Annotated in this window: 15 protein-coding genes; 12 read left to right on the plus strand and 3 right to left on the minus strand. The window is 68.3% G+C overall.

All coding sequences use genetic code 11. The features are described 5' to 3' along the window. Positions 1-9: 9 nt before the first annotated feature. Genes FDA38_RS37280 through pdxH form a run of 3 tightly spaced genes read left to right on the plus strand, consistent with a single transcriptional unit; the run spans position 10 to position 2,146 of the window. Positions 10-531 (plus strand): hypothetical protein, encoded by a 522-nt coding sequence (locus tag FDA38_RS37280; RefSeq protein WP_137258875.1) that lies wholly within the window; start codon positions 10-12, stop codon positions 529-531. A 31-nt stretch (positions 532-562) separates the two neighbouring features. Further along, entirely contained in the window at positions 563-1,495 is a 933-nt protein-coding gene (locus FDA38_RS37285; RefSeq protein WP_137258876.1) for a hypothetical protein, read from the plus strand. A 9-nt stretch (positions 1,496-1,504) separates the two neighbouring features. Next, positions 1,505-2,146 (plus strand): pyridoxamine 5'-phosphate oxidase, encoded by a 642-nt coding sequence (gene pdxH, locus FDA38_RS37290; RefSeq protein ID WP_233715155.1) that lies wholly within the window; start codon positions 1,505-1,507, stop codon positions 2,144-2,146. Here pdxH and FDA38_RS37295 read toward each other — a convergent pair. Then, the gene (locus FDA38_RS37295) at positions 2,095-4,269 is read right to left on the minus strand and encodes an MMPL family transporter (RefSeq protein WP_137258877.1); all 2,175 of its coding nucleotides are present in this window, start codon (positions 4,267-4,269) and stop codon (positions 2,095-2,097) included. The genes pdxH and FDA38_RS37295 overlap by 52 nt on opposite strands. Before the next feature lie 109 nt (positions 4,270-4,378). On the opposite strand from FDA38_RS37295, the gene FDA38_RS37300 reads away from it, so the two are divergent. The 4 genes from FDA38_RS37300 (at position 4,379) to FDA38_RS37315 (ending at position 7,249) form a co-directional block, all read left to right on the plus strand. Continuing rightward, positions 4,379-5,095 (plus strand): TetR/AcrR family transcriptional regulator, encoded by a 717-nt coding sequence (locus tag FDA38_RS37300; protein WP_233715156.1) that lies wholly within the window; start codon positions 4,379-4,381, stop codon positions 5,093-5,095. A gap of 270 nt (positions 5,096-5,365) precedes the next feature. After that, positions 5,366-5,659: a hypothetical protein gene (locus FDA38_RS37305; protein WP_233715157.1), complete on the plus strand. Its 294-nt coding sequence runs from the start codon at positions 5,366-5,368 to the stop codon at positions 5,657-5,659. After that, entirely contained in the window at positions 5,659-6,639 is a 981-nt protein-coding gene (locus FDA38_RS37310; RefSeq protein WP_137258880.1) for an SPFH domain-containing protein, read from the plus strand. The genes FDA38_RS37305 and FDA38_RS37310 overlap by 1 nt, the downstream gene beginning before the upstream one ends. Positions 6,640-6,643: 4 nt before the next feature. Next, positions 6,644-7,249 carry a CGNR zinc finger domain-containing protein gene (locus tag FDA38_RS37315; protein ID WP_137258881.1) on the plus strand — a complete coding sequence of 202 codons (606 nt, stop codon included), beginning with the start codon at positions 6,644-6,646 and terminating at the stop codon, positions 7,247-7,249. Here FDA38_RS37315 and FDA38_RS37320 read toward each other — a convergent pair. Then, entirely contained in the window at positions 7,246-7,968 is a 723-nt protein-coding gene (locus tag FDA38_RS37320) for a hypothetical protein (protein WP_137258882.1), read from the minus strand. The genes FDA38_RS37315 and FDA38_RS37320 overlap by 4 nt on opposite strands. 279 nt (positions 7,969-8,247) lie before the next feature. Here FDA38_RS37320 and FDA38_RS37325 point away from each other — a divergent pair, with 279 nt between their 5' ends. The 5 genes from FDA38_RS37325 (at position 8,248) to FDA38_RS37345 (ending at position 12,827) form a co-directional block, all read left to right on the plus strand. Further along, positions 8,248-8,844, plus strand: coding sequence for a TetR family transcriptional regulator (locus FDA38_RS37325; protein ID WP_233715158.1), 597 nt, complete (start codon positions 8,248-8,250; stop codon positions 8,842-8,844). Between the two features lie 149 nt (positions 8,845-8,993). Next, positions 8,994-9,950, plus strand: coding sequence for an ROK family protein (locus FDA38_RS37330; protein WP_233715159.1), 957 nt, complete (start codon positions 8,994-8,996; stop codon positions 9,948-9,950). Continuing rightward, positions 9,947-11,077 carry an N-acetylglucosamine-6-phosphate deacetylase gene (gene nagA, locus FDA38_RS37335; protein WP_137258884.1) on the plus strand — a complete coding sequence of 377 codons (1,131 nt, stop codon included), beginning with the start codon at positions 9,947-9,949 and terminating at the stop codon, positions 11,075-11,077. The genes FDA38_RS37330 and nagA overlap by 4 nt, the downstream gene beginning before the upstream one ends. Further along, positions 11,065-11,979 carry a 1-phosphofructokinase family hexose kinase gene (locus FDA38_RS37340; protein WP_137258885.1) on the plus strand — a complete coding sequence of 305 codons (915 nt, stop codon included), beginning with the start codon at positions 11,065-11,067 and terminating at the stop codon, positions 11,977-11,979. Before nagA ends, FDA38_RS37340 begins: the two co-directional genes overlap by 13 nt. Before the next feature lie 11 nt (positions 11,980-11,990). Next, positions 11,991-12,827, plus strand: a complete 837-nt coding sequence (locus tag FDA38_RS37345; protein ID WP_137258886.1) for a class II fructose-bisphosphate aldolase — start codon at positions 11,991-11,993, stop codon at positions 12,825-12,827. Here the strand turns inward: FDA38_RS37345 and FDA38_RS37350 are convergent. Beyond that, positions 12,824-13,078, minus strand: coding sequence for a hypothetical protein (locus tag FDA38_RS37350; RefSeq protein WP_137258887.1), 255 nt, complete (start codon positions 13,076-13,078; stop codon positions 12,824-12,826). The two genes, FDA38_RS37345 and FDA38_RS37350, sit on opposite strands and share 4 nt — an antisense overlap. Positions 13,079-13,135: the final 57 nt, after the last annotated feature.

Below are 13,135 nucleotides of genomic sequence, written 5' to 3' on the forward strand. Positions count from 1 at the left end.
CTCGACGGCATGGCCAAGCCCCTCCCCGCCCTAGGGCTCGTGATCGGCATCATCGCTTCCTACGCCGCCATGGTCGTCGCGTCGTACGCGACCACCCGGCTGCTGCTGCGGGTCCAGACCTTCCGTAGCGACGTCGGCCAGGTGCTGCCCTGGCTCGCCCTGATGGCCGCCATCGCGGTGGTGCTCGGCCTGCTGATGATCGCGCCGGTGATCGGATCCGGCGTGACGGTCGGCGCCGGTCTGCTGCTGACCGTGTCCGGAGTGGCCGTGCTGCTGCTGCCCGTGGCGCAGGCGATCGACCTGGTGAAGCTGTTCCAGTTCCCGGGTTCGCGGTACGGCGGGTCGTACCTGCTGTTCGACGGATCGGTCATCCTGTTCGGCATTCCGCTGCTGCTGGTCGGCATCCGGCGCTGGGCGCAGGACGCCAAGCTGGCCAAGCTGATGGCGGGTCCGGGGCAACTCCAGGACGCGCCCAACTACCCACAGCAGTGGGGCGGATACCCGGGCCAGCAGCAACAACCGCCGCGATAACTTTCCCCGCGGAGCCTGCATCAGGCTCTGCATGGAAACGCTGGTCGCCTACACCTTCGCGTACGACAGCGCCGCACGCGCCGCGGCCGGTCGCGACCGCGTCGAGGCGTACTACGGCGCCCGGCCCGAGGTGAATCCGTCGGACGAGCGGCCGAACGTCGATCCGCTGTTCGAGCTGCAGTTGCCGGACGGGTGCGTCTGGACCAATCGGCCGGTCGCGGCGTTGCTGTTCGCGGGCGTGCCGGCGGTCGCGTCGTCGCGCGGATGGACCTTCGCCGCGGGCTGCGGATGGTTCATGGCCGACAGTACGCCGTACGACGGTGTGCTCGCTGTATCCGGGACGGCGCACATTGTTGCCGACGGCCACCGTCAGCAGGGGACGGACGTCAGGCTGATCGAGCAGGCACTCAGCTGGCACAGGTACGCCGAGGGTCTCCAACCCGCCAGCAGCCTGTTCGACACACCGCCCGATGGATTCATCGCCGGTGAACCGATCGGTGAGGTTGCCAACGGCTACTTCTATCCGCGCGACGTGGACCAGCTCGACGCACTCCCGCTGCCCGACAAGCTGCGTGCCTTCAGCAACCATCTGCGGACCCGGCTGATCCCTGCGGCAGGTCCCACGCAGGCGGCCCGCGCCGCGGTCACCGAGCAGATCGACCGCGTACTCCGGACCGCCGTCGACAACGGCATCGAGGACGCGACCATGCTCGACTACTTCTACGCGGTCGAGCCCCTGCGCCGAGGAGCTGCTCCGTTCACTCCCGTCCACAAGAACCTCGCTTCCGCCGCCGACCGGGACCTGATCGAACCGCTGCTGGCCGACGTCGAAGGCTTCGGCGATCTCAGCACCCTCTGGGCCGCCTCGATCGCCGGCGCGAGCTCGCCCAGCGGCGAGGCAACGCTCCGTCAGGCGCTGTGGCGAGCCACCTTCGATCAGCACCTCGCCGAGGTCAACAAGTAGGCTCGACGCGTGGATCTTGCGGAGATGCGGCGTACGTACGGACTGGGGGAGCTGCTCGAGGATCAGATGACCTCTGACCCGATCAAGCAGTTCGAGATCTGGCTGCAGCAGGCCCGGGACGCCGGCCTGGCGGAGCCCAACGCGATGGTGCTGGCCACGGCCGACACCGACGGGCGGCCATCAGCACGGACCGTCCTGCTCAAGCGAGTCGACGAGCGCGGGCTCGTGTTCTACACCAACCAGCAGTCCCGCAAGGCCGACGACCTGGCCGACAACCCGCACTGCGCGCTGGTCTTCCCGTGGCACGCGATGGAGCGCCAGGTCCGCATCGAGGGCACGGTGACCAAGCTCCCGACCGACGAGGTCGACGAGTACTTCGCCGGCCGGCCGCGCGAGTCACAGCTCGGCGCGTGGGCATCCCAGCAGAGCCAGCCGGTCGCATCCCGTGAGGAGCTCGACCTGCAGTACGCGTCGTACGAACGCCAGTGGCCGGAGGGTACCGAGATCTCCACGCCGTACTTCTGGGGCGGATATCTGGTCGCCCCGGAGGCGTTCGAGTTCTGGCAGGGTCGAGTCGGCCGGCTGCACGACCGCCTGGCCTACCGCCGGGCCAGCTCCGGTTCCTGGGAGCTCGTCCGGCTCCAGCCCTGATCGGTCTCCCGGAAGCCGTTCCGCTCCCACCACCGCACGAGCGACCGCGGTGCCCACCAGTTCGCGCGTCCCAGCAGCCGCATCGTCGCCGGCACCAGCAGCGCTCGCACGATCGTCGCGTCCAGCGCGATCGCGATCACCAGCCCGACGCCGATCATCTTGACGAACACGATGCCCGACGTCGAGAACGCTGCCACCACGATGATCAGCAGCAACGCCGCACTGGTGATGATCCCGCCGGTCCGCTGCAACCCGTGCGCGACCGCCTCGGTGTTGTCGCCGGTCCGGTCGTACTCCTCCCGGATCCGGCTGAGCAGGAACACCTCGTAGTCCATCGACAGCCCGAACAGTACGGCGAACAGCAGCACCGGGTTGGTCGCATCGAGGAACCCGGCCGGCGTGAACCCGAGGAACCCGGACAGATGCCCGTCCTGGAAGATCCACACCATCGCCCCGAAGGCCGCCGACAACGACAACACGTTCATCAGCAACGCCTTCGCCGGCAGCACGAACGAGCCGAAGGCAATGAACAGCAGCACGAACGTCACCACGACAATGAACCCGGCCATGTACGGCGCGCGCTCCTTCAGCACGTGCAGCAGATCGATCACCGCCGCCGTCTCACCACCGACCTGGACCTGCGTACCAGCCGGCGCAGGCACCGCCCGCACCCCATGGACGACGTCCCGCGCCACCAGCTCCTGCCCGGTGAAATGGGTGTGCACGACCACGGACGCGACACCGTTGGCATAACCACCGATCCGCACGTTCTCCACGTCCCGCACCTGCTGCAGCCGCGAGATGTACGGCGCCAACGCCGCCGCCGGATCGCTCGGAGCAGAGTCGAATCGCACCGCCGAGTAGATGTCCGACCCGCCCGCTCCCGGGAAGTCCTGCTGCAGCGTCTCGGTCACCGTCCGCGAGGTAGCGCCCGGCGGCAACGACCGGTGGTCCACCCCGCCCAGCTGTGCGGACAGGAACGGAATCCCCAGTATCAGTAGCACCGGAACGAGCACCAGCACGTACCGCACCGGTCGCCGCATCACACTGTGTGCAAGGCGATACCAAGCACCGTGCTCACCAGAAGCCTTGCGTGGCTTGAAGATCCGCAGACTGTTCACCCGATGCCCCAGTACGCCGAGCAGCGCCGGCAGGGCCGTCAGCGCCGCGATCATCGCGATCGCCACGGCGGCGGCACCGCCGTACGCCATCGACTTCAGGAACATCACCGGGAACAGCACCAGGCTGCTGATCGCCACGCCGACCGTCACGCCGGAGAATGCGACCGTCCTCCCGGCCGTGGCCATCGTCGCGGTCAGCGCCGTCTCGACATCGTTGCCGCGAGCAAGTTCCTCGCGGAACCGGGTGACGATGAACAACGCGTAGTCGATCGCCAGCCCGAGCCCGATCATCGTGACGATGTTGATCGAGAAGATCGACACGTCGGTCACCGCCGACAGCCCGCGCAGCAGCACGAACGAGCCGAGGATCGCGAGCGCGCCGACGAACAGCGGCAGCGAGGCCGCGACGAGACCGCCGAAGACCACCACCAGCAGCACCAGCACGATCGGCGTCGAGATCGACTCGGCCTTCACGATGTCGTGCTCGGTCTGCGTGTTCACCTCGTCGAACACGGCGACCTCACCGCCGACCTTCGTCTCCAGCCCGGGCGGCGCGGCGCGCACCTCAGCCGCGATCCGGTGGAACGTGTCCAGCCGAGCCTCCTGCGTCGCGCCGGCCAGCGTGAGTACGGCGTACGTGCTGTGCTGGTCCTTCGACACGAACACCGGCGACTTGGTGCTCCAGTACGTCGAAACGCCGGTCACGTCGGCGGTCGGCAACCCGGCGAGATGGCTCTCGACGGACTGCTTGAACGCCGGGTCGGCGACGGTCGCGGACGGGCTGCGATACAGCACGACGACGTCCGTGCCGGTGCGGCCGACGTTCTGCTCGATCGTCGCGACGGCGTTCGCGGCCTCGGTGTCCGGCGCGTCGAAGCCGCCGTTCGCGAGCGACCCGAACACGCCGGTGCCCCAGGCCAGCCCGAGCACGACGAAGACTCCGGTCAGGGCGAGCACCAGCCGGCGGCGCCGATACGTGAAGTGGCCGAGCGTCTCGAACACGAACTCTCCCCCAGGGCGTTAGATTGGAGCAGCGGGCGTTGAGTGAACAGCGTTAACTGTTAACACTGTAAACGCCTGCCCTGAGCTGATGTCAAGGAGGTTTCGCGGGTTGGGAGAGTCCGGACGCGACCGGCGCCGTGCGGCGACGGTCGTCGAGATCAAGGCGGCGGCCCGCCGGCTGCTGGTGAGCGGCGGCCCGGCGGCGATCGGGCTGCGGGCGGTCGCGCGCGAGCTCGGGCTGACCCCGCCGGCGCTGTACCGGTACTTCCCGAGCCACGAGGCGCTGATCGGCGCGCTGGTCGCGGACCTGTACGACGAGCTGACCACCGGACTGATGACCTTGGAGGCGTCCGAGGAGGCCGTCGACCTCGGCGTGAAGCTCTACCTGCTGGCGAACGGCTTCCGGGACTGGGGACTGGCGCATCCGGCGGAGTTCGCGCTGCTGTTCGGGACGGCGGTGCCGAGTCCGGAGGCCGACGATCACGAGGAGACGCCGGGACACCAGGCCGCGATGCGGTTCGGAGACCTGTTCAAGCAGCTGGTTGCGTCGATCTGGTACCAGAAGCCGTTCCCGTACCCGTCCGACGACCTGCTCGGTCCGACGCTGATCGAGCAGTTGACGCAGGAGTCGGAGCATTTCAGCGGCATGCCGCCGGGTGCGATCTACCTCGGCCTGACCTACTGGACGCGGCTCTACGGCCTGATCTGCATGGAGGTCTTCGGCCAGCTGCACTGGGTGCTGCCGGATGCCGGCGCGTACTTCGAGGCGCAGCTGCGCGAGATCGGCGAGGCGCTCGGCCTGGACTGCCCGCCGCCGGAGGCATAAGAAAGCCTGCGGGCGCTTCCAGAGACACGACCGGGTGGCCGAACTCAGGGTCAGGCGGACTACCTGACTGCCCGCAGGCCCGGTGGCTGGCGTTGGTTTCGGCCGACCACTTGCCCACTAACTGTGGTTGGCGGTTAGCCCGCCGCCACCTCACGAGTCCGATAGCAATTCATGCGTTGGACCACCTCCCTTCGCGTGTACTGCGAACTTACTGTCCGGCGGTCAACGGTTCAACCGTTTTTCGCCCAGGGATGAACGACAATCGTCGGCATGATCAGACTCGGGCTGCCGGTGATCGTGCTGTTGATCGGAACCGCCTGGTTCGGGTGGGCGTCGTACCGCCGGGCCGTCCAGGCAGAGCAGGCGCTGGCCGAGGTCAACGCCGAACACCGGGCGCTGATGAACGAGGTCAGGTCGCTCGAGCGGGCGGTCGCGGCTGCCGAGCAGGGCCTGCGTACGCTCAGCTCGCATCCGTCGGTACCGCGCGACGTCGCGGTCACCGCCGACCTGACCCTCGCCGACGTACGGCGTCTGGTGGAACGCAACAAGGAGCTCGACGACTGATGGCAAAACTGGGGAACGCAGCCGCCGCGATCAAGCCCAAGGGGAATGTGAAGGTGAAGGTGATCGGCGGGCTGATCGTCGCCGTGATCGCGCTGATCATCCTGTTCAACCTCTTCAACTTCGCGAACACCGACGCGAACCGGATCGGCCTGCACTACGGCGGCGGCGTGATCGAGGACAAGAAGTTCAAGTCGATCGTCCCGCCGGGCTCGACGAACAAGCTGATCGGCCCCGGCGACACGCTCTACACGTACCCGATCGACCAGCGTTCGTACATCATCGGCGGTGACGGCGCCGACACCGACGCGGCCGACGAGGTCACCGTGGTCAGCAAGGACAACGTCCGGCTCGGCGTCCGGGTACAGGTGTATTTCACGCTGAACCGGGACAAGGACGTGATCAAGTCGTTCCACGAGCGCATCGGCCTGAAGACCGAGGCCTACGAGGAGAGCGGCTGGAACGACATGCTGCAGAGCTACTTCCGGCCGCAGATCGACCGCGCGCTGTCCGCGGTGGCGACCAACTACAACTGGGCCGAGCTGTACAACAACGAGGCGAAGAAGTCCGCGTTCCAGAGCTCGGCGGCCAAGGAGTTCACCCGGCTGCTGCCGGCCGCGGTCGGCGGTGACTACTTCTGCGGCCCGGGCTACAACGGCAGCAACGACTGCGGCGAGCTGTCGTTCACGATCCAGAAGCCGATGCCGCTGGACAAAGGCATCATCGACGGCCTGGAGGCCAAGCAGCGCGCCGAGCTGGCGAAGGCGACCCAGGAGCAGAAGAACCAGCAGGTGAACGTCGAGCTGCAGTCGGTCAAGCAGCAGGTCGCGATGCTCGGTGCGAACGGCTACCTGCTGAAGACCGCGATCGAATCGGGCAAGATCCAGTTCATGGTCATCCCGCAGAACGGCAACGTCAGCATCCCGGTGCCGACCACCACGCCGTCCACTCCCAGCGACCAGCCCACCCAGCCGGCCCGGTAACCAGATGAATGCGCTGCCGTCCCACCTCGAGCTGGTGCAGGGTGTCGTCCTGCCCAAGCCGGTCGGCGCGCATCCGGTCCTCGACTTCGTCAACACCCGGTCCGAGTGGACCTCCCGCGGCCCCGCCCGGACCGAGTGGCTGACGTCGTACGAGGCCTTTCTGATCTGGAACTCGTACGTCGGCCTGTTGTCGCCGGCCAGCGTGTTCCGGTTGATCGAGCAGGCCGGCAGCAGCCCGACCGAGGTGGCACGGCGACTGCAGGCCACGCTGGACTTCCGGGTCGACCTGTACGACGTCCTGACCGACCAGGCGACCGATACGACCTTCGAGGCCGCCGCGCGCCTGATCGAGAAGGCGTACGGCGGCCGCCGGCTCGTGCACGCCGACGAAGGACTGACCTGGGAGCTGCGGGAAGATCTCGCGCTCCCGCTGCACAACCTCGCGCTGCTCGCCGGTGAGTTGCTCACCGGTCCGTCCCGCGAGCATGTCCGCACCTGCCCGTCCTGCGGCTGGTTGTTCCTCGACCCGCGCGGACGCCGCCGCTGGTGCTCGATGGCCACCTGCGGCAATCGCGCCAAGGTCCGCGCCCACGCGGCCCGTGTGCGCTAGTTGAAGGCTGCCGGATCGACCGTGATCCAGGTGTGCTTCGCGCGGGCAAGCACGCGGCCTTCGGCGTCGTACAGGGTGCTGGCGGTGAACGTCTTGCGGCTGTCCTCGCCGAGGTAGCGGCCGAGCGCGACGCATTCCTCGCCGGCCTGCGGTCGGGCGTCGATGCACGCGGTCAGCTGGCCGAGCACTGACGGACGTCCTTCGAGGTCGATCGTCCAGCCGCCGGGGCAGTCGAGCGCGGCCCACAGGAACAGTTCGTCGACCAGTCCGTCGGTCGCGAGATCCGCGGCCGGCTTCCAGGTGCACGCCGTACGCCCGTCGCCGACCGGACCGGGCTTCAGCCGCAGACCGCCCTGGTTCTCCGGCCCGCAGACGAAGCAGTTCGGGAACGGATGGCCCTGCAACCCGCGGTACGCCGCCTCCGCCGCGCGGGCCTCCTCCGCCGGGACCGGCTCGATCGTCGCGTCGGCGAGGAAATCGCTGTCGACCGGTACTGCATCCGCGACCAATTCGTCACCGTCAGTCAATTGAGCGCCGGCGTTGCCGGCCGACAGGCCGAGGTCCTTCTGCAGTGGCGGCGGCATTCGCAACTTCACCTGCGGCACAAATGCGCCATTGAGTTCCGCCGCCAACCTCGTCCCGACCAGCCCGGCAACGTATCCGCCGTTCCCCGATCGCTCCGGCCCCCGGAATCGTTGGTCGACCCACACAGAAGTCATGGCCCTGGACCCTAACCCAATAACAGGTTTCACCCGACCGTGCACGGGCTGTGGTTGAGGTGTGAGTGCCGAGAACCGTGGGAAGGAAAGGGTTTCAGAGAAATCTGAGGATTTCTCGGAACAACTGAGCTGAGCCCTCCAGTTCAAACGACCGTTTGAACTATGCTGACTGCAGGCTACTGCGCGTGAGCAGGTGGGGTGCCTGCGCGAGCGGTAGTCGGGGGGAAGGAGAACTCTGTGGAAACACCGGTCGAAACGACCCGGGAGAGATTGCTCAATGTGGCTGAGCAACGATTCGGAGAAGGGGGTTACGAGGGAACATCGCTGCGGGCGATCACGGTCGCAGCAGCCGCGAACATAGCCGCCGTCAACTATCACTTCGGTTCGAAGGAAGCGTTGCTGCGGGCTGCCGTGGCGCGTGCGATGGCGCCGGTCAACACCGAGCGGCGGCGTCGGCTGGACCAGTTGGAGGCCAGTGGGCCACCGACACCGGAGGAGCTGATCCGGGCGTTCATCGAGCCCGGTCTGGAACTGGTACTGCGCCGGGGCGAGCGCGGTGCCGTGGTCGCGCGGTTCATCGGCCGGATCGCGTTCGATCCGAGCCGGCGGATCCGGGAGCTGTACGCGGCCGAATCTGATCCGATCGAGAGTCGCTACCTGGCCGCCCTGCAGCGGGCGTTGCCGCAGGCGTCGCCGGATGCGGTCGCCTTCGGGTACATGAACATGCTCGGTCTGCTCGCCCTGCACCAATCACAGGCACTGTCCCCGACGCCGGGTGCCGCCGGCTCCGGAGCCACTGCCGAGGATCCCGGCAAACTCGCCGAGAACCTGGTCGCGTTCCTGGTTGCGGCGTTCGACCGCGGCCTGCGGGCCTGACCACATCGCCGATGCCCCGGAAACCGTGGATCCCTGCCTACGGCTCCCGGGTGTCACCTCCTCACCCTGCGCACTGGTCCGGGTGAGTTTTGTCCGTGTTTTGCTCGCGGATGTTCGGACCGCCTGGTAACGCTGCATAATGGCGCTCCGTGGACCCCTGTGAAGTCGTGGTTGCCGTCGACCTCGGTGGAACCCGGATGAAGTGCGGCCTGGTCGCCGCCGACGGTGCCGTGCTGCACCGCGAGACCAGGCCGACGCCCCGGGCTGCGTCCGACGAGCGCGGTGGCGGTCGCGTCGTACTCGAAGCGCTGCTGGAGACCGTCGTCGAGCTCAGCCAGAAGGCGACCGCCGACGGGCACCGGGTGCGCGCGATCGGCGTCGTGGTGCCCGGTGTCATCGATGCCGAGCACGGCACGGTCGGCGCCGAGAACCTGGAGTGGGTCGCCACGCCGGTGCTGGCCGAGCTCAAGGCCGCGATCAGCGACGACGTGCCGATCGTGCTCGCCCACGACGTCCGCGCCGGCGGGTACGCCGAGCTCCGCCAGGGCGCCCTGGCCGGTACGACGAACTCGATGTTCCTGCCGCTCGGCACCGGGATCGCCGCCGCGATGATCGTCGACGGGTCCCTGGTCAGCGGCGACGGGTACGCCGGCGAGCTCGGCCACTCGAAGTTCATCTACGGCGACGCCGCCGAGCTGTGCGCCTGCGGTCAGTGGGGCTGCCTCGAGACCGTCGCATCTGCGGCCGCGTTGGCCCGGCGCTACACCGCCCGCACCGGACGGACCGTGGACGGCGCCCGCGAGGTGATGGAGCTGCTGGCGGCCGGAGACCCGGACGCCGAACAGGTCTGGCAGGACGCGTTGGCCGCCCTCGTCGACGCGCTGGTGCTCTACACGACCCTGGTTGCGCCGACGAAGATCGCGATCGGCGGCGGCCTGGTGGGAGCCGGCGAGACGCTGCTGCAGCCGCTGCGGGAGGGCGTGCACGCGCGGCTGACGTTCCAGCGCGAGCCGGAGATCGTGGCGGCTGTGCTGGGCGAGGAGGCGGGCATGCTCGGTGCCGCGCAGATGGCCTGGGACCGCGCTGACGAGGAGGGCAGGGCATGACGACGTACCGCGTGGGCCGGGTGGTCACGCCGGACGACGTTCTGGAGAACGCCTGGATCCAGGTGGTCGACGAGGACATCCAGGCGTTCGGTCGCCGGTCCGAGGGGATGCCCGCGGACGGCAAGCGGCCCGAGGACCTCGGTGACGTGACCGTCGTACCTGGGTTCGTCGACATCCACACGCACGGCGGCGGCGGGTCGACGTACTCGATGACCGATCCGGAGGAGGCGCGGAAGGTCGCGGCCTTCCACGGCAAGCACGGTACGACGACCACGCTGGCCAGTCTCGTCACGGCGCCGCTCGACGTACTCGTCGACCAGACGGCCTGTCTCGCGGAGCTGCTCGCCGATGGCGTGATCGCGGGCGTGCATCTCGAAGGACCGTTCCTGTCGGCGGCGCGGTGTGGTGCGCACGACCCGTCGCTGCTCCGGCCGCCGCTCAAGGACGACGTGGCGAAGGTGCTCAGTGACACGGTCAAGATGGTGACGATCGCGCCGGAGCTCGAGAACGGGCTGGAAGCGATCCGCCAGGTCGTCGACGCGGGCGCGGTCGCGGCGCTCGGGCACACGGATGCGACGTACGAGCAGATGGTCGCCGGGGCGGATGCCGGTGCGACCGTCGCCACGCACCTGTTCAACGGGATGCGGCCGTTCCATCACCGCGATCCAGGCCCGGTCGGCGCGGCGCTGAACGACGAGCGGTTGCTGCTCGAGGTGATCAACGACGGCATGCACCTGGACCCGCAGGTGGTCCGGGTCGCGCTGGCGGCTGCCGGGGTGAACCGGATCGCGCTGATCACCGATGCGATGGAGGCGACCGGGATGGGGAACGGCCGCTACAAGATCGGCAACCTCGAGGTCGACGTCAAGGACGGCCTCGCGACGCTTGCCCACGGCACGCACTCCATTGCCGGCAGCACCTTGACCATGGATGTTGCCTACCGCAACGCGGTGAAGTCCGGGGTCTCGCTGGTGGATGCGTCGCGGATGGCGTCGACGACCCCGGCGCAGACCTTCGGCTGGTACGACGTGGGCTCGATCGAGACCGGGAAGCGGGCCGACCTGGTGCTGTTCGACGACGAGTACGTCGTGCAGAAAGTGATGCGGGCAGGGTCGTGGCTGGACTGATCGGGACCGTCACGCTCAACCTCGCGCTGGACGTGACGTACGAGGTCGACGAACTGCAGGTCGGCGGCAGTCATCGTGTCGACCGGATCCGTCGGCGGGCCGGCGGGAAAGGCGTGAACGTTGCGCGAGTCGCGGCGACGCTTGGGCATCAGGTGCTGGTGCTCGGGTTCGTCGGTGGCGTGACCGGCGAGCTGGTCGCCGAGGAGTTGTTCGACGCCGGGCTGACGGCTCTGCTCACGCCGATCGCCGGTGAGACCCGCCGTACCGTTGCCATTGTCAACGGTGTGGACGGCGACGCCACGATCTTCAACGAGGCCGGGCCGACGGTGAGTGCGGACGAGTGGCGCGCATTCCTGGATCGGATGCCGTGGGGCCGGATGGGTGTGCTCGCGTGTTCGGGCAGCCTGCCGCCGGGGTTGCCGTCAGATGCTTATGCCGAGCTCGCGGTACGGGCGCGGCATCACGACGTACTGTCGGTGATCGATACCGGTGGCGACGCGTTGACCGCCGCGGCCAAGACGGGTGCGGTAGTGCGGGCGAACGCGTCGGAACTGCGTGCGGCTGTTGGTGACGTGGAGGTCGAGGAGGGTGCGTCGGAACTGGTCGCGCTCGGTGCGGCCGCTGCGGTGATCACCGACGGACCGCGCGGGATGGTTGCTGCCAGCAAGAAGGGCGTCTGGCGGGCATTGCCGGTCGAGACCGTCAGCGGGAACCCAACCGGTGCAGGCGATGCGTGTACGGCGGTCGTCGCGGCGGTCGTCGCGGAATCGCCGGAGCCCGACTGGTCCGCCGTACTCAAGTCGGCCGTCGCCGCATCCGCTGCCGCAGTGTTGACACCCGTTGCCGGAGACATCGATCTGGCTGCTTATCGCCGCTGGCAACCTCAGGTAACCGTTAATTAGAAGGAGTTCTCATGCCGTTGGTTTCCGGGGCCGAGGTTGTGCTGGCTGCGGCCAAGGCCGGTCGTGGTGTCGGTGCGTTCAACGTGATCCAGCTGGAGCACGCGACCGCGCTGATCGCGGGGGCCGAGCAGGCCGGTGCGCCGGTGATCCTGCAGATCAGTGAGAACGCGGTGAAGTACCACGGCGCACTCAAGCCGATCGGGCTCGGCACGCTGGCTGCTGCGGCGGCCGCGACGGTGCCGGTCGTCGTACACCTGGATCACGCGATGGACCGGGACCTGGTCACCGAGGCGGTCGCGCTCGGGTTCACGTCGGTGATGTACGACGCGTCCAAGCTCGAGTACGCCGACAACGTGGCCGCGACGACCGAGGTCGTGGCGTACTGCCATGACCACGGCGTGTTCGTCGAGGCCGAGATCGGCGAGGTCGGCGGCAAGGACGGCGTCCACGCACCCGGCGCCCGCACCCGCCCCGACGAGGCAGTTGCCTTCGCCGAAGCGACGGGCGTGGACGCGCTCGCAGTTGCTGTCGGCTCCTCGCATGCGATGACCGAGCGCACGGCGACTCTCGACTTCGAGCTCATCAGCCAGCTCCGCGACGCAGTCCCGGTGCCGCTCGTTCTGCACGGCTCATCGGGCGTCGCGGACCCGGATCTGACGCGGGCAGTCGAAGCCGGTATGACCAAGGTCAACATCGCCACTCATCTGAACAACGTCTTCACCGCGGTGGTCCGCGAGGTCTTGGCCGAGAACCCGAAGCTGGTCGACACCCGCAAGTACCTCGGCCCGGCCCGCGATGCCGTCGCGACGGAAGTGGCGCGACTGCTGGGTGTGCTGAAGGCGGTCTAGATCCCCGCGGCGCCCCGGATCCAGTGCGCGCGCAGGTCGTCGCGGGCGACCTGGACCTGCTCGCGGGTCGTCGGGTCGGGCACCTCGAAGTCATCGATCAACCTGGTGAGCGCCATCTCCACCGCCGCGACCAGCGCATCCTCTTCGGAGAGGTCGGCCTCGGCTACCCCGCGCAGCCCGGCGGCGAGCGCGGTCAGGCCGGCCAGCTCCTGGTCGGTGAATTGCACCCGGACCTCGGTCCTGCTGTCCACGCCGCCTCCTCAGCTGGTTGGTACAGTCATCGTGCAGTGCAACGACCATGTTGCACA

Origin of the sequence: Kribbella jiaozuonensis (assembly GCF_005233875.1) — a bacterium.
In the GTDB taxonomy this organism is placed as follows: Bacteria; Actinomycetota; Actinomycetes; order Propionibacteriales; family Kribbellaceae; genus Kribbella; species Kribbella jiaozuonensis.